Source organism: Nostoc sp., assembly GCF_036917415.1.
In the GTDB taxonomy this organism is placed as follows: Bacteria; Cyanobacteriota; Cyanobacteriia; order Cyanobacteriales; family Nostocaceae; genus Nostoc.
The window spans coordinates 36990-60667 of record NZ_JBALDJ010000105.1 but is presented as its reverse complement, the minus strand read 5'-3'; the positions used below and the strand labels follow the sequence as shown (position 1 = coordinate 60667).

Annotated in this window: 19 protein-coding genes and 2 pseudogenes; 8 read left to right on the top strand and 13 right to left on the bottom strand. The window is 40.7% G+C overall.

Features of this window, described 5'->3' with window-relative positions:
- Positions 1-94 precede the first annotated feature (94 nt).
- A pseudogene (locus V7K41_RS22850) lies at positions 95-220 on the top strand (transposase); the annotation flags it as partial.
- Positions 221-411: 191 nt separating this feature from the next.
- Here V7K41_RS22850 and V7K41_RS22845 read toward each other — a convergent pair.
- Together V7K41_RS22845 and uvrA are read right to left on the bottom strand one after the other, a co-directional pair.
- On the bottom strand, positions 412-540 hold the full coding sequence (locus V7K41_RS22845; RefSeq protein ID WP_442943255.1) for a hypothetical protein: 129 nt from the start codon (positions 538-540) through the stop codon (positions 412-414).
- Between the two features lie 75 nt (positions 541-615).
- A complete protein-coding gene (uvrA, locus tag V7K41_RS22840; protein ID WP_334851890.1) occupies positions 616-3504 on the bottom strand; it encodes an excinuclease ABC subunit UvrA in 2889 nt (962 codons plus the stop codon).
- A 181-nt stretch (positions 3505-3685) separates the two neighbouring features.
- On the opposite strand from uvrA, the gene V7K41_RS22835 reads away from it, so the two are divergent.
- Both V7K41_RS22835 and V7K41_RS22830 read left to right on the top strand, forming a co-directional pair.
- A complete protein-coding gene (locus tag V7K41_RS22835) occupies positions 3686-4432 on the top strand; it encodes a Uma2 family endonuclease (RefSeq protein WP_334851889.1) in 747 nt (248 codons plus the stop codon).
- Between the two features lie 63 nt (positions 4433-4495).
- Complete coding sequence (locus V7K41_RS22830; protein WP_334851887.1) at positions 4496-5266, top strand: Uma2 family endonuclease; 771 nt, start codon at positions 4496-4498, stop codon at positions 5264-5266.
- A 427-nt stretch (positions 5267-5693) separates the two neighbouring features.
- On the opposite strand, the pseudogene V7K41_RS22825 reads toward V7K41_RS22830, so the two are convergent.
- From V7K41_RS22825 to V7K41_RS22800, 6 genes and pseudogenes are all read right to left on the bottom strand, one after another.
- Positions 5694-5987: pseudogene (locus tag V7K41_RS22825) on the bottom strand (AAA-like domain-containing protein); the annotation flags it as partial.
- Between the two features lie 72 nt (positions 5988-6059).
- Positions 6060-6686, bottom strand: coding sequence for a restriction endonuclease subunit R (locus tag V7K41_RS22820; protein ID WP_334851885.1), 627 nt, complete (start codon positions 6684-6686; stop codon positions 6060-6062).
- Between the two features lie 65 nt (positions 6687-6751).
- Positions 6752-6844 carry a hypothetical protein gene (locus V7K41_RS22815; RefSeq protein WP_334851883.1) on the bottom strand — a complete coding sequence of 31 codons (93 nt, stop codon included), beginning with the start codon at positions 6842-6844 and terminating at the stop codon, positions 6752-6754.
- Positions 6835-6936: a hypothetical protein gene (locus V7K41_RS22810; protein ID WP_334851899.1), complete on the bottom strand. Its 102-nt coding sequence runs from the start codon at positions 6934-6936 to the stop codon at positions 6835-6837. Before V7K41_RS22810 ends, V7K41_RS22815 begins: the two co-directional genes overlap by 10 nt.
- Before the next feature lie 337 nt (positions 6937-7273).
- Positions 7274-8332 carry a serine/threonine protein kinase gene (locus V7K41_RS22805; protein WP_334851894.1) on the bottom strand — a complete coding sequence of 353 codons (1059 nt, stop codon included), beginning with the start codon at positions 8330-8332 and terminating at the stop codon, positions 7274-7276.
- 125 nt (positions 8333-8457) lie between these two features.
- On the bottom strand, positions 8458-9351 hold the full coding sequence (locus V7K41_RS22800; RefSeq protein ID WP_334851881.1) for an alpha/beta fold hydrolase: 894 nt from the start codon (positions 9349-9351) through the stop codon (positions 8458-8460).
- A gap of 169 nt (positions 9352-9520) precedes the next feature.
- On the opposite strand from V7K41_RS22800, the gene V7K41_RS22795 reads away from it, so the two are divergent.
- Positions 9521-10258, top strand: a complete 738-nt coding sequence (locus tag V7K41_RS22795) for a Uma2 family endonuclease (protein ID WP_334851879.1) — start codon at positions 9521-9523, stop codon at positions 10256-10258.
- Positions 10259-10285: 27 nt separating this feature from the next.
- Here the strand turns inward: V7K41_RS22795 and V7K41_RS22790 are convergent, their stop codons facing one another.
- Positions 10286-10729: a VOC family protein gene (locus V7K41_RS22790; RefSeq protein ID WP_334851877.1), complete on the bottom strand. Its 444-nt coding sequence runs from the start codon at positions 10727-10729 to the stop codon at positions 10286-10288.
- A 113-nt stretch (positions 10730-10842) separates the two neighbouring features.
- On the opposite strand from V7K41_RS22790, the gene V7K41_RS22785 reads away from it, so the two are divergent.
- Positions 10843-11622: an MBL fold metallo-hydrolase gene (locus tag V7K41_RS22785; protein ID WP_334851876.1), complete on the top strand. Its 780-nt coding sequence runs from the start codon at positions 10843-10845 to the stop codon at positions 11620-11622.
- 50 nt (positions 11623-11672) lie between these two features.
- Here V7K41_RS22785 and V7K41_RS22780 read toward each other — a convergent pair whose 3' ends face one another.
- Positions 11673-12698, bottom strand: coding sequence for a mechanosensitive ion channel family protein (locus V7K41_RS22780; RefSeq protein WP_334851874.1), 1026 nt, complete (start codon positions 12696-12698; stop codon positions 11673-11675).
- A 111-nt stretch (positions 12699-12809) separates the two neighbouring features.
- Here V7K41_RS22780 and V7K41_RS22775 point away from each other — a divergent pair, with 111 nt between their 5' ends.
- Both V7K41_RS22775 and V7K41_RS22770 read left to right on the top strand, forming a co-directional pair.
- Positions 12810-13730 carry a histone deacetylase family protein gene (locus V7K41_RS22775; RefSeq protein ID WP_334851872.1) on the top strand — a complete coding sequence of 307 codons (921 nt, stop codon included), beginning with the start codon at positions 12810-12812 and terminating at the stop codon, positions 13728-13730.
- A gap of 139 nt (positions 13731-13869) precedes the next feature.
- Positions 13870-18348, top strand: a complete 4479-nt coding sequence (locus V7K41_RS22770) for a translation initiation factor IF-2 N-terminal domain-containing protein (protein WP_334851870.1) — start codon at positions 13870-13872, stop codon at positions 18346-18348.
- A gap of 156 nt (positions 18349-18504) precedes the next feature.
- Here V7K41_RS22770 and V7K41_RS22765 read toward each other — a convergent pair whose 3' ends face one another.
- The 3 genes from V7K41_RS22765 to V7K41_RS22755 form a co-directional block, all read right to left on the bottom strand.
- Complete coding sequence (locus V7K41_RS22765; RefSeq protein ID WP_334851868.1) at positions 18505-18711, bottom strand: glycogen debranching protein; 207 nt, start codon at positions 18709-18711, stop codon at positions 18505-18507.
- Between the two features lie 135 nt (positions 18712-18846).
- Entirely contained in the window at positions 18847-19731 is an 885-nt protein-coding gene (rsmH, locus tag V7K41_RS22760; protein WP_334851866.1) for a 16S rRNA (cytosine(1402)-N(4))-methyltransferase RsmH, read from the bottom strand.
- Between the two features lie 173 nt (positions 19732-19904).
- Positions 19905-21821 carry a M48 family metallopeptidase gene (locus V7K41_RS22755; RefSeq protein WP_334851865.1) on the bottom strand — a complete coding sequence of 639 codons (1917 nt, stop codon included), beginning with the start codon at positions 21819-21821 and terminating at the stop codon, positions 19905-19907.
- A 283-nt stretch (positions 21822-22104) separates the two neighbouring features.
- On the opposite strand from V7K41_RS22755, the gene V7K41_RS22750 reads away from it, so the two are divergent.
- A complete protein-coding gene (locus tag V7K41_RS22750) occupies positions 22105-23289 on the top strand; it encodes an NAD(P)H-quinone oxidoreductase subunit H (protein WP_334851863.1) in 1185 nt (394 codons plus the stop codon).
- Positions 23290-23678 lie beyond the last annotated feature (389 nt).

Here is a 23678-nt window from a genome sequence, read left to right as displayed (position 1 = left end):
AGTATATGGTTTCTGTTTTGGCGGCGGCTCTCCCTAACTCAACTCTCTCATAGAATCCATTTGTCAATAGGGTTTGAGACGCGCTAACCCTGGTACAACTAGTGGTTCTGTTGAAGGGATTAATAACAAACTCAAGTTAATTAAGCGCTCGGCTTATGGGTTTAGAAACTTTGATAACTTCCGAGTAAGATGCTTATTAAATTGGCATTTTAACTATTAGTTTAGCATAACAAGTACGGAAGAGCCAAATATTTTCTGAAATCCTTTTCTCCAACCACTGCAAAAATGGTTGATATTTTAATTGCTACTGCACTCGATTTGATTAATCCCGTGCATTTAAAAAACTGGTTTACAAACTGTTGTTATTGTACCTCATAAACCTGCAATCTGCTGTATTCACATCCTACAAAATTAGGTCAGGGAAACTACATTTGCTCCCCTTAACCCCGTAGAACCTTTAGTTACACTCCAAACTTTATATCCCTGTTCTGTCAGCATGGCAGATAGGAGATTCAGGTTTTCTGGCGTGTCATCAATCATCAGTATGTTTGCTTTGGGAAAGTTGAGTGACTCTTTGGGCAAGCCACAATTTGATAAACATCTATAGCAAAAACTCTACTTTCTCATCGCCGGATATTGTTTTAATACCTGCTGTAAATATTGCCCAGTATAAGACCTGGGATTTTTTGCTACTGCCTCTGGTGTACCCACAGCAATTAATTCTCCGCCTTTGTCGCCACCTTCTGGCCCTAAATCTATCACCCAGTCAGAACAACGAATTACATCTAAGTTGTGTTCAATTACTAATATTGAATTGCCTTTATCTACCAATCGTTGCAACACATCTAATAATTTATGAACATCGTAAAAAGATAATCCTGTGGTTGGTTCATCGATTAAATAAAGTGTTTTACCTGTAGCGCGTCGAGATAGTTCTGTTGCCAATTTCACCCGTTGCGCTTCACCGCCAGATAAGGTAGTCGCAGGTTGTCCTAGTTGAACATAACCCAACCCAACATCAAATAAAGTTTGCAAACGTGCGATCGCTTTGGGAATATTCTGGAAAAAGTCTAAACTTTCCTCAACTGTCATTCTCAGAACATCAGAAATAGACTTATCTTTATACTTCACTTGCAAAGTTTCGCGGTTATATCTTGCACCTTTACAAATTTCGCATTGCACGTAAACATCTGGCAGAAAGTTCATTTCAATAACATTTACACCCTGTCCGCTACAAGCTTCGCAACGGCCACCTTTAACGTTGAAAGAAAATTGTCCGGGTTTGTAACCCCTGGCTTTGGCTTCTACTGTTTGGGAAAATACATCTCGAATGGCATCAAAAATTCCTGTGTAAGTTGCAGGGTTAGAACGTGGTGTGCGTCCAATTGGGGATTGATCGATAACGATCGCTTTATCAATCGCGTTTAATCCCTGAATTTTATCCAAATGTCTGGGTAAGGGAACTTTCTTAGTTAAATGGTGTTGCAAAGATGGGTACAGTAACTCGTTAATCAGGGTAGATTTGCCAGAACCAGACACACCAGTGATGGAGACGAGTTTACCTAGTGGAATTTCTACATCTATATTTCTTAAATTGTTGCGATGGGCATTTTTAATTCCTAAACTACGCCCGTTTCCTTCGCGGCGTTCTGCTGGCGTGTTAATTACCCGTCTTCCTGATAAGTAAGCACCAGTCAAAGAATCTTCTGCCGCTAATAACGCCTGAAAATCACCTTGAGCAATAATATTTCCGCCGTGAATTCCTGCACCGGGGCCAATATCAACTATGTAGTTAGCTGCACGAATTGTTTCTTCATCGTGTTCGACGACAATTAATGTATTACCTAAATCGCGCAACTTAGTTAAAGTTTTGAGTAACCTACCATTATCTCGTTGATGCAAACCAATACTTGGTTCATCTAAAACATAGAGAACTCCTGTTAAACCAGAACCAATCTGTGTTGCTAGGCGAATTCGTTGGGCTTCGCCACCAGAAAGAGTCATGGCGGGACGATCGAGGGTGAGGTAATCTAAACCGACATCCAACAAAAATTGCAATCTAGCTTTGATTTCTCGGAGGACTAAATCAGCAATTTGTAACTGGCGATCGCTCAACTTGAATTGCTCAATTCTCTCTCGACAATCCCGAATCGAGACACTAGTTAATTCTAAAATTCCATATTGTCCCAACTTCACCGCCAAAGCTTCCGGTTTTAACCGTTTTCCATGACAAACTTCACACGGTTGATCGATTAAATACTGCTCTAATTTTTGCTTAACTAATTCAGAACCACCCTCATATTGCCGTTGCAAAATTGGAATCGCACCTTTAAAACTCTGCTTCCTCTGTGCTTCAGCGGCTCGTTCATCTTTCTCTCCATACAAAATAGTTTGCTGTTGTTCTTCTGTCAGCTTGCTCCAATTTGTCTGTAACTCAAACCCATAAATCTGTCCGACGCTATAGAGTAATTCCAGATAGTAAGAATTATCTTTTTCTGACCAAGGCGCGATCGCAGCATAAACTGGCGCTTCTGGGTCAGGAACTACCAAATCTGGCGAAAATCTTCTTAAAGTCCCGATACCGTGACAATGCGGACAAGCACCATAAGGTGAGTTAAACGAGAACAATCGCGGTGACAATTCCTCCATTACTGCGCCATGTTCTGGACAAGCAAAATTTTCGGAAAATACTAATTCTTCTTCTTTTTCTTGTCCGTCGTCACCAAGCAGACTCACCAGAATGGTCGCAATACCACCCGATTGCTTGAGACACGTAGAGAGGGAATCAACCAAACGCTCCTGGATATCAGCCTTTTTCACCAAGCGGTCAATTACCACTTCGATGGTGTGGGTAAAATTTTTATCCAATTCAATCGAATCTGACAGCTCGCGCACTTCACCATCAACACGCACGCGGACAAAACCTTGGGAAGCCAGACTTGACAAAAGCTTACGCTGTGTGCCTTTTTTACCTCGGACAACAGGTGCCAGAATTTGGAAACGAGTGCGGTCTGGTAATTCCATAATCCGATCGCACATCTCATCGATTGTCTGGGGTGCAATACAGCGATCGCATATCGGACAATGGGGTTCGCCAGCCCGACCAAATAACAACCGCAGATAGTCGTAAATCTCTGTCACTGTACCCACAGTAGAACGGGGGTTATGAGACGTTGACTTTTGGTCAATAGAAATTGCTGGACTTAAGCCTTCAATCGCTTCCACATCCGGCTTATCCAGTTGTCCTAAAAATTGCCGTGCGTAGGCGCTGAGGGATTCCACATAGCGACGTTGCCCTTCAGCGAAAATTGTATCAAAGGCCAGGGAAGACTTACCAGAGCCAGAAACGCCAGTGAACACAATCAGCCGATCGCGTGGCAATTCCAAGTCAATATTTTTCAGATTATGCTGCCTAGCACCCCGAATCCGAATGGTATTCTGGCTGTTATGGCTGGGGTAAGGAAGATGTCCATTCAAGGATGCTGCTAGCTGTTGGTCTGACATATTGGGCGGCAAAGAAGGAGTTTCCTATGAAACAGTCCTTAATAATACTATCTTTAATCGGTTTATAGTAGAACAATCGTACTGTTTAGTTAGTTATCGTTCCAGATTCATGGCGCAGACATCCTTAAGAGTCTGCTAATTTGGAAGCATCCCGATTAAATATCCTTCTGAGGGCGAAGCTATGGTATCGCAAATCCAACCGCCGACCCAGCCAGAGGTCATCTACCCAGATAGTGACGGACAACGAGTGGCTAAAAATACCATACAATTTAACTGGATTGTAGAAATTAAGCAGAATATAGAGTGGCTATTTGCTGACGATCCAAATGTATTTGTCGCGGGGGATTTGTTTTGGTATCCCGTAGAGGGACGCAACACAATTGTTAACGCCCCAGATGTGATGGTGGTATTGGGTAGACCAAAAGGCGATCGCCTGTGCTACCAACAATGGAAAGAGCAGGGAGTTGCACCACAAGTGGTGTTTGAAATTCTTTCTCTCAGTAATACACAAACTGAAATGGACAAGAAATTACTGTTCTACGACCGTTATGGGGTGGAAGAGTACTACATTTACGATCCCGATCGAAATAATTTGTGCGGTTGGTTGCGTGGCGAAGACGGTTTAGATGTCATCCCCCAAATGGAACATTGGGTGAGTCCTCGGTTAAAAATTCAGTTTGCTCTATTACCAGAAGGTTTGCAGTTATATCGCCCTGATGGAGAACGGTTTTTAACTTACACAGAAATTTCTCGCAACGCCGAGCAAGAACGGCAACGGGCTGAACAAGAACGCCAACGGGCAGAACTTGCAGAACAAGCCAGAAGAGATGCCATACCCCGCTTATTACAAATGAATTTGAGTATCGAACAGATTGCCCAAGCTTTGGGATTATCAGTGGAAGAAGTGCGATCGCTTGCTCAGGAGTAACGCCGTGTGCAATTTTTTAATCGGGCTATTAGAAATTAAAGTTGTACTTGAGATATTCTGATTATGCTAGCCAATGCAGCCACCCATGAAGTTACCTGGGAAAAGTTACCTGATGATTTTGTTTTAGACGACGAGCCAGTGGATAACATTAATCAGCCACTCTTGGCTGCTGCTTTAACGGAAAGCTTGGAACTTACTGGTAGATTACCCACCCATGCTTTAACCATCACTAACTACGGTATCTGCGCCACTTTGAATAATCGATTTGTGGTCAAAGCACCAGATTGGGGATATGTATCATCTATTCGAGTCTCACGAGAAGAAGTGAAGCGCAGTTATACACCACGACTCCAAGGTGATATTCCGGTAATTGTGATGGAATTTCTCTCAGATACCGAAGGTGGAGAGTATTCGAGTAAACCGACCTATCCCCCTGGTAAATGGTTTTATTATGAGCAGATTTTACAAGTGCCAAACTATGCCATTTTTGAACCAGACGGCGGAGTGTTAGAAGTTTATCGGCGAGATGATTTAGGACATTATGAACTGCAAACAGCAGATACAAATAATCGTCACTGGATTGCCGAAATGAATTTGTTTTTAGGCGTATGGCAAGGAAGCCGAGAAAACCGCACAGGCTATTGGTTACGTTGGTGGGATGATAACGGCGAATTATTACTGTGGGGTTTGGAGTTAACAGCAAAAGAACGGCAAGAGAAAAACGCTGCTCAACAGCGTGCAGAACAAGAACGCCAGCGTGCAGAGCAAGAAAGTCAGCGTGCAGAGAGATTGGCCGCTCAGTTAAAAGCGCTGGGAGTAGAACCGGAGGTTTAACTCGGAAGTTCGACCTTTTTGCTCGGTCATTCGTGTTCGGAACTCGGAAGTTCGACCTTTTTGCTCGGCCGTTCGTGTTCGGAACTCGGAAGTTCGACCTTTTTGCTCGGCCGTTCGTGTTCGGAACTCGGAAGTTCGACCTTTTTGCTCGGTCATTGGTGTTCAGAACTCGGAACTTCGACCTTTTTGCTCGGTCATTGGTGTTCAGAACTCGGAAGTTCGACCTTTTTGCTCGGTCATTGGTGTTCAGAACTCGGAACTTCGACCTTTTCGCTCGGTCATTCGTGTTCGGAACTCGGAACTTCGACCTTTTCGCTCGGTCATTGGTGTTCGGAACTTGAAACACCGAGTTCAGAACTTGAATTTTGTCTCTTTGTTCTCAAGCGATGTCTACGACGGGCTACGCCTACCCACTTATCACAGTTCTATAAATATCAAAACTTCCCACCAGAGTATCAATCACCCCGGCATACCACTGTTCTGGCGTAATATCTGCCGTCCCAATAGCTGTAATATCAACAGCAGCACAAGCAAATCCCTCAGTTTGCAAATGCTGCATTACCTGCACCCGCAAGCTAGATTTCCCCATCTGCCGGGAGTTGAGTACATAACAAAAATTCCCAGTCAAGCCTTCATAGAGGTCATGGTCAGCTTGCCGTCTAACATAGATTGGTGCATTTTGAGGAAGACTACCACCGACTTGATACTGGTACTGAGTCATGGGCTATCTTAAAAATCGAGAGCGGAAAGTAGGGAATAAAGGAAGGACATTTTCTATTGGGGTACGCAATAATTACGAATTACGAATTAAATGAGCTAGCCGTTTTAAGACTTTAACGACAGTATGTATATCATCCCGACTATCTAAAGCAAACAAATCAGATAGGGCGTATTGTGAGGTTTCAGCTTTCATCAGTTTGATAAATCTAAATTCATTACCATTGCAGATAAACCCAAAAACAGGTTTTTCCAGACTTATATCCGTTAACATATAAGCCAATGCTTGTGGAATTGCTGGTACTAAGGAGTAATCTGCTCGTTTTGCTTTTACAACCAGAACCCAGAATGGTGGTTTAAAAACTAAAATATCAATACGTCCTCTAACAATTGCGCCTTCGTCTTCAGAACAAATTTCTACCTCTTGTTCCGACGCAATGTAAAAAGGCGGTTGATAAAAACCTGCTAGACGCAATAGTGGAGATAGCACCACCATTTTGACTACAGGTTCTAAAATTTGGTAGCGGGATAAATGCAAATATTCTGCCTTGACTTCGTTGAGAGATTGCTTTTCTAAGTCACTCAACTCAGGTAAATCTTGCTGCCACTCTAAAAAAAACTGTTCATTGTCTGCACGTTGTAGCCCAAATTGATCGATGAGTTGGGCTAAGGTTATATCTCTTCCTTGAATAAATTGAACCATTGTTAATCCTTTTTGTTAAATGGTAATTGCAGATAAAAGTCTTATTGCACTCCTAATGTACTTTTTTAATTTTTCAACCCCAAGCAATGTCCAAAATATTGACGATACAATTTACACAATGGCACTACTTCATTGCCTTGAAACTTAACTAACCCCATACTGCGGAGTCTAAACGCTTCATTTGTGCCTGTAATCCAAAAAAATCAGCCGCAATTATGGGATGCTTAAAGACTTCATCGACTTCATCCAAACCCAAAGCTACAGGGCTATTAATGGCTGGTAATAAATAACCTTGCCAGTGACTCTGTACTTACTAGCTGCATTTGCCCTGTATTTTTTCCAAGGCTAAACCTTGATTTCTTCCATCATGTCCATAAAAATGGATGATATGAGGATTATATCTAAAAGCTGGATTAATCCACCTCTGAACTCCGTTAACGAGTATTTGATACTCATGCAAATTCCAGCAATTTTCACAAACGTGGAATATACATAATTGTAGGGGCACAATATATTGTGCCCCTACACGTGTTGTCTATTCAATTGAAAACCGCTGTAATCTTTAGCCAGATGCAACCTAATTAATCTTAATTTCCGATTTTTTCTTGGCAATCTGAGCTTAAATCAAAACTTTGACATTCTCTAGCTTCCGAGAATTGCCTAACTGTATTACCAGGTTGATAACTTATCAAAGTTTCTGCAACCGCAGCTAGTGTAACAACAGTCGCTAGTCCCAACAAAGTGGCTCGTTTTCTAGGTTTGATTGTACTGATGAAATTATCTAACCCAGTCGCACTACCAACAACCTCAATTGTCCCAAGTGCTTTTAAAGCAATAGCCGCATTAGCATAGCGACGTTTTCGGTTACGTTCCACCATTTTCATCAACCACCATCGGAAACGGGGACTGATTTGAGGAACTAATTGCTGGAAATTAAAGCGATAGTTATCATCAATTAATTTGCCAATCTCAACAGAACGGGTATTAGTAAGTAAGCAAATTAGTGTTGCTCCTAAACTATATAAATCTGATGCCTCTGTCAGAGAATGACCAAACTGTTCTTCTGGTGGCATAAAACCTGGGGTTCCGGCTATAAAGCTGCTCAGAGCTACTTTCGCACCCTGTATTCTAGCCAACCCAAAATCCACCAAGTAAGCATTTAGTTCTTCATCAACCAAAATATTCTCTGGCTTAATATCCCGATGAATAATTGGGGAAACTTGCTTTTGCAGATAAACCAGAATTTCTAAAATTGACAGAGCAATTTGCTTAATTTCTTCAGGATGAAAGCTGCGTTTTAATCCCAAGGATGGGGCATTTTTATATTCCTGTACCAGATAAAAAGCGTCTGGCATTTCAAAGGAACCTATATAGCGAGGAATGCAGGAATGATTGAGTTGTTGCAAAATTTCAATTTCGCGCTGATATGCTTTCACACCTGATAAATCAGCACCTGCACGAGCAAAACAAAACTCTTTAATTACCACCTGTTGATTAGAGTTGAGGATATTAGCTAGATAAGTAATCCGTCCCCCTTCTCGGTTGCGTCCTAGTTCGCTGATGACTTGATAGCCAAGTTCTGAAAAATCTGGATGGTGATTTAAGGTAATTACCCTTTTATCTCCATTACGCACATAAAGCTCCATTTCACCTACCATACGAATTTTATTTTGTCAAGGCGCAATTCAAAGATTAAGATCCACTTACCCAGATTGTTAGCCCTATTTTTACCTTGCTTGGGCTAATACATATCGGCAGAAAGGCGAAATTATTACCTTTGCGCTAGCCAATCTACAATCTGGGCATTGACAACATCTGGAATCTCATCGTGAGGACAATGACCGGCATTGGGAATGGGAACAATTTTGATATCTTTGCCATTCTCCCGCGCCTTTTCGTAAATCTTGGCCCCGGTAATTGGTGTCCAGGGATCGTCAGCACCCCAAATCACTAATAAAGGACGTTCTACTTTGGGCAAAAGTTCCTCTGGGCTTGGCCCAGGAGGGGCTGTGAGAATAGATGCGAAGACTTGTTGCGCTCCTGGGTCGCAAGAGGGAGTATAAAGTAAATCGACTAATTCATCGGTGACGGCTTCACGGTTTCGGTAAACTTGATAAAGGGTGCGGCGAATTTGGGCTTTTTGGCGGATGCGGTTATAGACAAATTTACCTGTAATTGGCGATCGCACAAACCGATTAAAAGTTGCCATCACCATCCGTAGCGGTGGGTTCAATTCGTGGGGACGATGGCTCAAACCACCCGCAGAGTTAATTAAAATACCACCAGCAGCAATTTCTGGATGTTCTACCAGTACAATCAAGCTCAAAAGTGCGCCGATGGAGTTGCCAATAAATACAGCAGGTTCGAGTATGTGTGCTGTACAGAAATCTTTCAGCAGTTCCACCCAAACTTCTACACTGTAATCAATGGGGGCTTTATCAGAACCGCCAAAACCTAAAAGGTCTATGGCAAATACCTGGTAGCCAGCATTAGCTAAGACTGGGATATTTTTGCGCCAGTGTCCAATGGAAGCACCAAAGCCGTGAACCAGTACCAAAGGGCGTCCTGTACCCATGACAGTGTACTGAATTTTGTAGCCCTGCCAAGTCCAAATGAATTTTTCAAAGGTGTCTTGGGTTGTAAGCTGCGGTGTAGTTATAGTCATTATTAAGATTCATAAAGTCTTTCTTCAAATATACTAATGTTCTCTGACCTAAAATGAAGTTTGAACAAAATGCTATTTTAAAACTAATCCCAGTTGAGTTAAAGTCTTTGCCCTATAACCTATTTTGAATTGGAGCGTTGTTCGCGCAGCGTCTCCTAGAGAAGCAACCATGACCCTTTTTGCTAACCAACTCAAAACCGAAATTATCTACCCCAGCTCTGATGGTAAACCAATGGCAGAGAGCGACCCAGCACGGGATTATCTAATTTATGCTGTAGAAGCCTTAGACATTTATTTCCAAGACCGAAATGATGTTTACGTATCGGGGAATCTATTTGTTTACTACAAAAAGGGGATTCCTAGTGCTGTGGTTGCTCCTGATGTCTTTGTGGTATTTGAGGTAGACAAGAAAAAGCGCGTCAGTTACAAGGTTTGGGAAGAAGGGGGTAAAGTCCCTAATTTTATTTTAGAAATCACTTCTGCAAGCACCCAAGAAAACGATGAAGAGGATAAACCCACGAAATATTCACTTTTAGGTGTGCAAGAGTATTTTCAGTATGACCCAACCGGAGATTACCTCAACCCACGACTAAAGGGTTCCTATTTATTTGAGGGCAAATATCAACCCATTACATCCAACTTTTTACCCGATGGTGTCTCGTCTTTTCACAGTGAAATATTGGGTTTAGACCTCAGATTGATTGATGGAGAATTGCGGTTTTTTAACCCCCAAACTGGGAGAAAACTGTTAAGTCACAAAGAAACAGAACAAGCGCGACAACAAGCAGAACAAGCGCGACAGGATGCAATACCTAGATTATTGGAGTTAGGCTTGAGTGTAGAACAGATTGCCAGCACTCTTAGTTTATCTGTGGATGAAGTCAGACGCTTTGTTCAAAAGTCTTAGCTAAGGGTTACAAGTAATACGATTTAATTAAGTTGTAGAGAGGCGATTAGTTGCGTCTTTAGCTTGCTCAACTGTAAAATTAATTTCCTGACCAAAGGAAATCTCTAGTGTATGACCATCTGGGTCTCGAAGATAAGCCCAGTAACCAACTGGAGGGCCCCAGTCATTTGGGCCAGCCAGCAGTATTCCCTCAGTGTGTGCCTCATTGCAGAGGCGAGTAACTTTCTCACGATTCTGATAAGCGACCCCAAGATGGGATTGTGGTAACAGTGCGCCTTCTACTTTAGCTACTTTAATTAAAACAATCACAAAAGGTCTGGTTAGGTCACTAATCCAAGCAACATCTACTTGAGTCGTTTGATCGGTGCGACGATGCACGACTGTCATCTGGGCATACTTTGCGTAAAATGAGATACTTGCATCAATATCACTGATTGCAAGTGCAATGTGAGTAAAACCAAGATCAGACATTAAAATATCTCCGTGTGTAGACTTGAGTGGATGAATGTAGGCATTGACCTCAGTGCTTACTAAGAAAGGTGACACGATTGATAATGAAGGTAAATGTTATCTTCACAAAATTTATGTTCTTAACTTGGTTCGACAGCAACTCTTGGTTACTGGAAATCGGTGAAAAGCGGATACTAATTGACCCTTGGCTGGTTGGTTCGTTAATTTTCAGCAATTTGGATTGGTTGTTTAAAGGTTCGCGATCGCAAAATCGCCCAATCCCAGATAATATCGATCTGATCCTGCTGTCTCAGGGTTTAGAAGACCATACTCACCCACCAACGCTCAAGCTGTTAGATCGCAGCATCAAGGTTGTAGCTTCTCCCAATGCAGCTAAGGTAGTGCAACAGTTAGGTTACACCCAAGTAACAGTATTGGCTCATGGTGAAACTTTCACTTTAAATAATCAAATTGAAATCAAGGCTTTCCCCGGCTCTCCAATTGGCCCCACTTTGGTAGAAAATAGTTATCTCCTCAAAGAATTGGAGAGTGGTTTAACTGTATACTACGAGCCTCATGGGTATCATTCCCCAGAACTTCAGCAAGCTGCACCTATCGATATAGTGATTACGCCGTTTATTGACATGACGCTACCTTTGCTTGGATCGATTATTAAAGGACAAAATAGTGCTTTAGAAGTAGTAAAATCATTACAGCCTCAAGTAATAATACCTACTGCGGCTGGTGGTGATGTGGCGTTTGAAGGATTCCTGATGAAATTCATTCAAACTAAAGGAACTGCTGAGGAATTTCGCTCGTTACTTGAGAAAAACAATCTTGCGACGAAGGTACTTGAGCCGAAACCAGGCGATCGCTTTGAACTACCATTAGAAAAACGAGCATTAGCAATCTAAGTTAGAGAACAGATGCGGATTGCCATGTTATGAAAGCAACATGGCAACTACTAATTTTGTTCCATAGCGGAATTATCTTGCATATATACTTCTCTAATCGGAAAAGGAATTTGAATTCCTACTTGCTGATAGCGTTTGTGTAATTTTTTGACAAATAGATGTTTACCCATACGCTGATCGAAGTATTCACTTACCCGCATATAAAGCGTAAAATCTATACTAAAATCATTAAAAGTATGAAATCTGATATATGGTTCACTTTCTTTTAATTCCGGTGCAATTTCTTGCATGACTTCTTTGGCGACTTCTACAGTCACTTTTTCAACTTGTTCCAAATCGCTATCATAACTGACACCTACATCCATTGTTAAAGTAATTTCCTTTGCAGGTAAATGATAGTTTGTGAAAATTGCACTAGACAATTTAGAATTGGGAACTATGACGACATTATTTGAAATTTCTTTAATTGTCGTATTTCGCCAAGAAATATCTATAACATATCCCTCATGCCCAGCATCTAATTTCACATAGTCTCCGGTTCTAACTTGCTTAGAAATAATTAAGTAAAAACCAGAAAATAAATTTGCAAGTGTGTCTTGAAGTGCCAAACCAACTGCTATACCACCAACACCTAAAGTTGTAATTATCGGTGTAATTTCAACACCTACTGTTTGCAAGACAATTAATGTTCCCAAAACGAAAACAGTAGCCTTAGCAAGGTTAGAAATTAGTGATGTAGGAACCCCTTCGGCTTTGCGGATAAATAAATTAACAAAACCAGCAGTCAATCTCGCTAAGACTAGAGTTACTGAAAACAGCAATGCGATCGTCAGAATTTTTTGCAGTACGATCGCAATATCGGGTTTGAGGGGAGCACTCAGAACTGCCCAAAAAAAACCGCCAATGACAAACCAAAGAAAAGTCATCCGGTGTAAAGAGTGAAATATAATTCTACTCCCGGCAATTCGTTTATTAGTAACGAATGTTTCCAGTTTTTTGAAGATAACTTTCTCACCAATTACTCCAGCCAGTAAGCCAGCTAGAATAAATACTATCGGCGTAATCCATTCCATCATATCAATTTTAAATTTTGAGTTTTAGATTTAGGATAACAGCACTGTTGCTGCAATTATGGCTAAATTTTACCTTGTTATTTGCCGGATTACCTGCTTGAGATTTTCTGGACTATGGACTTGCCAATTATTTACCACCCAGATTACATTGCTCCCCTGCCTGAAGGACATCGCTTCCCGATGTCTAAGTTCCGACAACTCTACGAATTGCTGTTAGCTGATGGTGTAGCTAATCAAGAACAATTTCACACCCCCGAACGTCCGCCGCTAGAGTTGATAGAGTTAGTCCACACTCCAAACTACGTTCAAGCTTACTGTGAAGGAACCCTAGATGCCAAAGCACAGCGACGTATTGGTTTGCCTTGGAGTCCAGCATTAGCGAATCGTACCTGTGTAGCGGTAGGTGGTACGATACTCACTGCTAAACTGGCACTAAGTCAGGGTTTAGCTTGTAATACGGCTGGTGGAACTCATCATGCCTTTCCCAGTTATGGATCTGGTTTTTGTATTTTCAACGATTTAGCGATCGCCTGTCGCGTTTTACAAAAATTCGGACTCGTCCACAAAATCTTGATTGTAGATTTGGATGTCCATCAAGGAGACGGTACTGCTTTTATTTTCCAAGACGACAACAGCGTTTTTACTTTCTCCATGCACTGCGAAGTCAATTTCCCCGGTACTAAACAAAACAGCGATTTGGATGTTCCTTTGCCGGTGGGAATGGAAGATGACGCCTATTTGCAAACCTTGGCGAGTTATTTAGCAGATTTATTGTCTAAAGTCAAGCCAGACTTAGTATTTTATGATGCTGGTGTTGACCCTCATATAGGCGATCGCTTGGGCAAATTAGCCCTTACAGATGCTGGCATTTTTCGCCGGGAAATGCAGGTTTTGAGTACCTGTATGAGTAGCGGTTATCCCGTCGCCTGCGTTATTGGCGGCGGTTATGCTGATGATATGAAATCCCTCGTTTGGCGGCATTCCTTGCTGCATCGTGCCGCTAGTGAAGTTTATCAGCAATACAAACTATTTTAAACGCATAGGAACGCAAAGGTACGCAGAGTGTTGCCAAATTTAATTTGTAGCGATTCGGATTAAAATAATACTTTGCGCTCCTCTGCGCTTACCTTTGCGCCCCTCTGCGTTTAAATCAAAACCCTCAATTGTTAACTGGATGAACAACGGCAAAGTCAGAGTCTATGAACTAGCAAAAGAATTAAATTTAGATAGCAAGAAGCTATTAGCAATTTGTGAGAAGCTAAAAATTGCAGTCAAAAGCCATACCAGTGCAATTCCAGCATCCGATGCAGAACGTATTCGTGTAGCAGTAAATAAACTAACAGCAAAATCCTCGAAAGTTAAAACACACTCTGAAGATTGGGGCTATATGTTTATAGCTTCAGCAATCGATAGTTTCATCCGCCATCTTGAAGGTGAAGCTGCCCTTAAATCATATCCCGAATTTAGGGAGCGGCGCGATCGCGCCAATAAGTTGATGTTGGAATGTGTCGGTCAAAAGCCTTCTCTATTTTATGTGCGTCGCAAAGGTGCAGGGAAAGAAGCAAGAGAAGAAATTTGGGATTTGACAATAGCAACAGACAGCAATGATTTTCAGTTACCTACAAGACTTGAGAAGCTCAGAAAAACATTAGGATTTAGAGCAGCTGTACCAAAAGATGGACGCGGCGGTTTAAAAATACTTTCGGCTCAGTTATTACAACCCTCACGGGGACACGCCGATAGCTATGCTATACCTTGCCGCTTGCGTTTGCTGCCTAATCATCAGCATCATCTCGACATTGAGTCCGCAACATTGAAACGCATCGCCGCCGCGCCAGTTTGTGGCGACCATGTACCTACAGAAGATCAACTGAAAGCTTGGAAAGCGTTTTTGCAAATTGAAGAAAAAATCGCTAAAGCGCGTCAATTTTGTGTACGTTATGTAGGTCATAACGATAACTTCAAAAGGCGGATTAGTTTTGAAATTGATATAGCCTCAGCCACCCTTGACGGCTTTTATCAAAATTCCCTCGATGTAGAAAACTTCTGGGAACGAGCAAGACGCACAAAAAACGAAGATTTAAAGCTTTTTGAAACTGCTCCTGTCGGCAAAAATTGGATTAGCGGCCGTCAATTAGGGACTGTTGAAGAAGTTGACCCTAACCGTTGTATTATCAGTCTTAGATTAGACCGTGACTTAGCTGAATTCATGGCAGCAGAGCGTTATAAGTTGCCAGATACAGGATTTTTGTGTTTTGAAGCAGTTGGTGATATTCAGCAGATTCAGCGCAAGAAAAAGGCTTTAGATGATTTGAATAACGGTTACACCCAAAATCCCTATTTGGGTAACTTTTTATTCGATGCTTCTCAGGCTAGACAAATCACAACAACTGTTGAACTTCAACCACAAGATTTATTATTATCTTCTGCTAATCCTGGTCAGAAAGCAGCAGTAGAAAAGGTACTTGCCGCGAAGGATCTTGTTCTCATCCAAGGGCCACCAGGTACTGGGAAAACTACCGTAATTGCCGAGATTTGCTATCAAATTGCCCTTCGCGGTGGACGCACTCTAATTGCATCTCAAGCCAATTTAGCAGTAGATAACGCCCTGAGTCGATTAGTTCATAACCCAGTGATTCGGGCTGTACGCAAGGGAAGATCCGAAAAAGTTGGGGAAGAAGGACAGCCGTTTTTAGAAGACCAAATGATTGGCAGATGGCTAGAAAATACAGCTAATGACTGCGAAAATAATCTAACTCAACGGCTGGAAAATATTAAAATTTTCCCTCAATTACTGGCATCATCACAAAGATTCACAGTCTACTTACAAGCAGAGGAAGAATTTAATCAGCAACAAACTAAATTTCATAAAAATAAGTTAAAGCTAGAGATAAACTTTCAAAATCAAGAAAAATATTACAACGAAACTGTAGAAAAATATAACGAAGTTGAATCACTAATTACAAAGTTAGAAAATATATTAAATACTGCACCAAATATCAACTGGGAAGCTTCAGAAGTTATAGATTTTTTGCCACTTCTTAAGCCCTACACAGAAGGTAACAGTTTAGTAGAAAAATTTTTAGCAAATGTTAGTCAAACCATCAAATATACTGATGAACTTGGCTTTGTGCGTCCAGGGCTTGGTGCTTTTGGTTTAGCAGCTTGGTTGCGTGAAACTGTAGTAATAGAAATTTCTGGATTTAAAACTGCTTTGACTTATGCTCAAGAGGCAAGTAAAGCCATCTTAGAAGTTGCAGCATCAGTGGAGGTTGTCAAACACAATTTCACCTCGTTAAATCAGTTACAACCAGATTATCAGCAATACCTTACTAAACTCCAAAATATACAGCAAACAATCCAGATATGGCAAAACCGCAAACGGGAAATAGATTACATTATCTCAGCAGTTAAGGAATGGAAATCTACAGCACCTTCTCATCTCTATCAAACTTTAAAAGAATGTCATCAATCAGGTTTACCACTTACAGAAAATTTAGTTGACTTGCCACTAGGTTTGTTGATGTTTGCTAATACATTAAAATTACCAATAGTACCAAAGATATACAAAATAAACCTGCCTGAATGGGAGCTACTAGCAAAGGCGATCGCTTATGAAATAGACGGGGGTTTTACTGACAGGCGGGGTAAACAGCATAATTTTAGCTATTTTTTACAAGAAAATTTTAGTCAGATTCCAATGGTGCTATCAAAGAGCGATCGCACTCAATGGCAAGAAACCTATCAACAGTTTAACAATTATCAGCTACTCAACCCCAAACAGCGAAAACTACTAGTTGAAAATACTCAAGTTTTTTTAATTAGAATGCAACGGACTTATGCCGCATCATGGGAATGGAATAACATTGACTCTACTCTCACCCACATTACACAAGAATTGCTAGATACTATCCTTGCAAATGCGCGTCAATGCGTTTTAAAAGTCAAAACAGAAACCGAGCAACAGCTTCAGTTTCTGCAACAAAAATTAAATGAACTTCAGAAAAAAGAAGTTAGCCAACAGCAAATATCCATTACTCAAGCTGAGGCAGAAAAAGCACAGCAGGATGCTAACTTTCAACTTGGACAGGTGATTAATATATTGCAAGAACTTAATCAAAAAAATCTACCTACTCAATTACGTATTCTAGTTGAAAAATATCTGGCAACACAATCAAATATTTGGGAGCAACCCCAAGAGTTTACAAATCAAGTAAATTACTGGGAAACTTGCATCACTCAGCTTGAAGCATTAATTTCATTATTAGAACCTTTTGCTGTGCTAGATACAATTAAACATTCTCTAAATAAGTATTTATTAAAGCTCCAAGAAGAAACTGAAACTTCTTTACAGCAAGTTCAAAAACTACAAATTAATCTATGCGAACTAGAACAAAAATCACAACCACAGCCATCAAAAAACTTAATAGAAGAACGAATTTGGTGGTTGACAGAATGGCAAATTATATCTGATAAATTTAAATCAGAAAATTCTCAAGCTGACTTGTTTAGTACAGAATTTTTACACAAAATCAATACTCAGTTGGAATCTTGGCAGCAACAAATTCAAAAAGACGAAAGTTATCTGAATAAATATCAGAATTTTGTACAAGATTGGATAGGTAAATTAAGACAGCCAAATGAGCGCGATCGCGACGATTTAAGGCGCATTTATTTAGATAATGCCAATGTTGTTGGTATTACCTGTGTTCAGGCTGCAAATAGAGGTTTTTCAGAAGAATTCAAATCTTTTGATGTCGTCATTATTGATGAAGTTAGTAAGTGTACTCCACCAGAGTTACTAATCCCAGCTTTGAAAGGCAAAAAGTTAGTCATGGTAGGAGATCATCGGCAATTACCACCTATGCTTGATACTAGCACTTTAGAAGAAGTTGCTCAAACAATAGGCAATACAAGAGACGAACTACAATTTTTAGAAGAATCACTATTTAAAAGTCAGTTTGAATCTGCTGATGAAAGCATCAAACAAATGCTAACTACACAGTATCGAATGCACCCATTTATTATGGGAGCAATCAATCAATTTTATGACGGTAAACTAGAATCTGGTATTTTGGAGCCAGATAAAAAACGCGCACATCATTTAGCAGACGAAATTATCCAAGAATCTCAGCATCTTATTTGGGTAAAAACGCCTATAGAAAATCAGTTTTTAGAGCAACGAAATGGAACTTCTTACTTTAATACTCCAGAAATTGATGCCATTGAACGTCTGTGTCATCAGTTTGAGAAGACTTGGGCTTCTAAAGTTGCTAATGGTGAACCAAAAAAACAAATCGCCGTAATTACATTTTATGGCGCTCAATTAAGAAAAATTGATGAACGTCTGCAATCTGAACTTTTTCCTTCACTAGAAATTCGTACTGGTACAGTAGACAGATTTCAAGGTATGGAAAGACCTGTTGTGATTGTCAGTATGGTTCGCAACAATAGCAAAGGAGATGTAGGATTTGCTAAGAAGCCAGAACGGGTAAATGTTGCTTTTTCCCGCGCTCAAGAACTACTAATAATTGTGGGTTGTCATAATTTATTTACCCATCAATCAGGTAAAGTCGGAAGTATGTATTCTGAAGTTTCAAATATTGTAAGTCTTCATGCAGGTTTCGTTGAAGTTTCTCGCTTCTTCAGCTAAACCTGTTGAGGTGATTGGGACTAGAGGATAAAGTTTAACACCCGGCATCACGGCTATATGTGAAAGGTTGAGCATAAATCCGAATACGAGAAGAAGTCTTACTAGTATCTGCCAGAAGATACTTCAGCTATGCTGCCTAATTTCTATAACACCCAATTAATTGAGTTTTAAAGAATTTACTGGCACTTCATCCCAAGAATCGACTGTCCGCAATCGCGCTACCCAACCTGCTGCCTTTTGCCTCTCGGTCAAATTATTCTCAAAAGAATCATGACAATCTTTAGCTTGAGATTCATTACAAGTGGCAATACAGGCATGAATCATCCCAGACGGATCAATTTGCTCGTTTACCCAAATAATCATGGAATATTTCCTCAATAACTGTAGCGAACAAAGCTATTCGTCATTTTAGAATACTATTTAGAGTCAAAAGTTTTAGAGAAAAATTGGTAACAAATTTTGAACCACAAGATAGAGTAGTTTAAGGCTGCATTGTAGCTACAGCAGCTTTTGGGCTATCCTCAGTTTGGCCGATCGCGATCGCGGATTATTACTAATTTCCTCTTTTTGTGCAATAATCGGCTTTTTTGTCAATACCTTTAATAAAGGTGAATTTCTTAAACCATGCTTCACTGGGCGGTCTTCCAAACTGTGGAAACTGATAATCGCAATTCTACCTCCAGGGACAAGCGCATTTGGTGCTTTATCCAAAAATGTTTCTAGAGATTTTAACTCATCGTTGACGACAATTCGCAGAGCTTGAAAAACACGAGTAGCGGGGTGAATTCTCCCATAACGGTATTTGGGAGGAACTGAAGAAGCGATCGCATCAGCCAATTCTGTAGTCGTGTGCAACGGTCGCCGTTCTACAATACGACGAGCAATGCGCCGCGATAATCTCTCTTCACCGTACTTAAAGAAAATATCTGCTAATTCTGCTTCATCCCAATTATTAATCACATCAGCAGCAGTTAGCGATCGCCCCCGATCCATTCGCATATCCAAATTTGCAGCTTGGCGAAAGCTGAAACCCCTTTCTGCACGGTCTAAATGGTAAGAACTCACCCCCAAATCGGCTAAAATACCATCGAAAGTGTTGGGGGGAAATTCGTAGTCAGCAAAATTACTATGAATAAATTGTATGCGATCGCCAAACTCTGCTAATTCTTTCCTCGCTGCTGCTAAAGCATCCTCATCTTGGTCAATCGCCGTTACTTGTACATCTGGCGCAGTTGCTAAAATCAAACGGCTGTGACCTCCACCGCCTACCGTCGTATCAAGATAATGACCTCCTGGAGATATCGCTAGACCTGCAATTACTTCCTGCGGTAACACTGGTAGATGGGAAAATATCGGTTCTTCGATAGCTAGCTGACGATTCATGAGACTTAGGGCAAAAAACCACAGATGAACTTTAATTATGTATTCTTTTCTTTGTGTCTTTGTGTGTTGCTAGCTAAAAAATAGTTTTTAAACCACAAAGACACAAAAGGAAAATATCATAAATTTCACACCCAGCGTCAGCTTTGGATGTTGAGCTTTAAGCATCTATTGTGTTATTTTTTACCTTTTTTATGGTAAATAATCGAATTTGGTATGTGTTTTAATTTTTTCTCCATACTTAAATTGCTATTTAAAATAAAAATGAATACATTATCGGGCAATTCATTTTCCTTTAATAAGCTCTGAACAATTTTAGAGTTATCGTTTTCATAAATACGACTACCTTCCCAAAAACTAAATCCACGCTTCACAGCTAGAACATAAAGTGGTTTTTCAGGAAAATATTGCAGATTTTTTTGAACTAAATAAGCAGTTATTATCTGCGGATAATGAGATAACTGCTGACGAAGCTTATTTACCTCTATATCCGAAATATTATGAGGGTAAAATTTATCATCTCTTTTCAATTTAGAGCGCTCTTTCTGTCCTTTCAAAATTAATTTATGATAATTTTCGGCACGTTCTTGATAAGACTTAGCCTCATTGTTTCTACCTTGGTTTTTAAGAAAATGGCAAATTATCTGACAACCTCCTATGACTATACTTGAGTCTTGCTCTATTGCCCTCTCAATATATTTTATTCCAGTCGCATCTTGTTTTTTTAATAATATTTGACCTAGTAAATAATTAGCTGATGCATGGTAAGCATCACGATGAATAATTTCTTGTAATAGAGGTATAACAGCTTCTTCGCCCTCAAGTTCCAACGTCAAAAATGCTTGCTGACTAGCTTCTTCTAGGGTTAGGTGTTGTTTTTGCGATTTGTGATTTAAATCTTTTAATGTAGCTATGGATTTTTGAACCTCAGCATATTTTTGTCTCCAAGGTGTTGCTATTTTTTCTCGTAAATCTTGACTAAAATACTCAATAAATTTTTCTAATTTATCTCCTAAAAACTCTTGAGCAGCGCTAATTTCAATTGGTGCAAAGATAGCTAATTCTTTCTGAGTATCGGGGATATATCCCAAGGCTTTTAATCTATCTCTTAAGCAAGGGTGAGTATCAGCATTGTTAGTTTTTTCCGTTAAAGCTTCAATTAAATAAGTACTTGTAATTTCCTCATGAAGTCTCTGACTTAAAGCCTGCCTCATATCTATATAAATCATTTTCGGTGGTTCAATTTCTGTCTCTACTTGTTTATAGATACTAGACCAAAAATATCTTTCTAAAAATCTAGCTTTGACCTCCAAATTTATCAAAGCTTTAGCAGTGTTTTGTTCTCCTGTTAAATCAACAGCACATCTATCTGCTTCATATTCATCCATTCGTGCCAATACAAAAGAATAGGCATTAAAAAACGGGATGTACCATATCAAAAACAGTTGAAAAATTAACAATGATAGATCATGTCCACTTTGTTGGAGTCCCTTAAGAATGCGATACCAAGTTTCGCGTTGGCGATAAATCCAACCACTAAAGCGGCTGTGATTTCCTGATAAATGTCCCAGTTCATGGGCTAAGACGGCACGAAATTGTTCGGGTGGCAGTGCTAGCATGAGCGGTAGACCGACAATTAAGTAATTTTGCTGCCATCCCAGCAAACCTAAGCGTGGTATTTGGACAACCCCTGCATTAAAATCGTTGGTCAGCAGGATGTGGTGAAACCGTGGAGCTTGTAGCTTCGATGAGATTTCGTTAATTAAAGAATAGAGATTGGGTACATCCTTAGATTGTAGTGGTAAACCTGTAGGTGGAGGAAAAGAAACCCAAAGCGATCGCAGCAATACGAATGCAAATGCCAACAAAAACAGAACACCTTTCAAAGATGAGGCATGAATTGAGTGAGCGTTAAGCATCAAAAAGATAATACCTACCAGCAGAGTCAATGTTACAGCTAGAACCAAAAATATATATGCATAGCCCAAAGTAGCCAAAAAAGCAACACGCAATTTATAAAGATGCGGTTGTTTATTAGCAAAAACTTCTAACTTCTGAATTAGCTTATCAAAACGCTCTTGATCGAAAGTCATAGATATGTACCAGCCTCATAAAACTGTAATATAGCTGACACAATATCTCTATGACTTACGTAAAAACTCAGAAATCATTGGGCATTATGCATTGGGCATTGTCCCTTTGTTTGAGCACAATCAGGTGAAAAAAATCCGATGCCTCAATTAAGTGGATATCGAGCTTCCATATAATAGTTGAAGAAGTGCAACAAACTGAAACATTCTGGTTGGCATCTAAGCGGTTCAATTCAAAATTTGCCTTCGGCACGCTACACGAATACAACGGGAGAACACGAAATCTATGACCAGACTAGAAACCCGCACTGAACCAATGGTGCTAAATATGGGGCCACACCACCCCTCAATGCACGGGGTTCTGCGGTTAATCATGACTTTGGATGGCGAGGATGTTGTTGACTGTGAACCAGTCATCGGCTATTTGCACCGGGGAATGGAAAAAATTGCTGAGAACCGCACTAATGTCATGTACGTCCCCTACGTTAGTCGGTGGGACTACGCTGCGGGAATGTTCAACGAAGCCGTCACTGTTAACGCCCCAGAAAAGCTTGCAGGTGTTGCTGTCCCCAAACGTGCTAGCTACATCCGCGTCATCATGCTGGAGTTAAACCGCATCGCTAACCACTTGCTGTGGTTTGGCCCCTTTCTCGCTGACGTAGGCGCTCAAACTCCCTTCTTCTACCAGTTCCGGGAAAGGGAAATGATTTATGATTTGTGGGAAGCCGCTACAGGTTATCGGATGGTAAATAACAACTACTTCCGCATTGGTGGGGTAGCAGCCGATTTACCTTACGGTTGGGTAGATAAGTGTCTGGAATTCTGCGACTACTTAATACCCAAAGTTGATGAGTACGAACGTTTAGTAACCGATAACCCCATTTTCCGGCGACGTGTTGAGGGTCTTGGGACTATCACCCGTGAAGAAGCAATTAACTGGGGACTTTCTGGCCCAATGTTACGCGCATCTGGCGTCCAATGGGATTTGCGGAAAGTTGACCATTACGAATGTTACGACGACTTCGACTGGGACGTACAGTGGGAAACTGCCGGTGATTGCTTTGCCCGTTACGTGGTGCGGATGCGGGAAATGCGCGAATCTGTGAAAATTATTCGCCAAGCAATTAAAGGACTTCCTGGCGGCCCTTACGAAAATCTGGAAGCCAAGCGTTTAGCCGCAGGTAAAAAATCCGAGTGGGATGGATTTGATTATCAATTCATCGGTAAAAAAGTTTCTCCCACTTTTAAGATGCCCAAGGGTGAAATCTATGCCCGTGTAGAAAGTGGCAAAGGTGAATTGGGAATTTATTTGGTAGGCGAGGATAATGTCTTCCCTGCACGTTGGAAGATTCGTGCAGCAGATTTCAACAATCTCCAAATTGTCCCCCATTTACTGCGCGGGATGAAGGTTGCAGATATTGTGGTCATTCTCGGCAGTGTTGACGTAATTATGGGGTCTGTGGATAGGTAGAGTAAATATCTATCTAGGTATTTTTTAGAGCAGTTGTATTACAGTGCAACTGCTCTATTTTTTTTAATCGCCGATTATAGCGATCGCTTGTTTGTATGCAATATACTGTTACCTCACTTCCAAACCTCTCTCCTAAAAAACTACGGTGTACACACAAGTCTGAAAATAGCGGAAAAACATAGGTTTTACCCCACCCTAGCCCTCCCCTTGGAAAGGGGAGGGAAAGATATTTCTAATTTCTCTCCTTTATAAGGGGGGTAACACGACTTCTGTGTACACGCTTCTAAAAGAAGAGAGGTTTTGAATCTTACTCCCTTTCCCTGCAAGGGAAGGGGCTGGGGGTTAGGTCTGTATTGCACTCAACCCAGAAGCGCTAGATATCAAGTTTA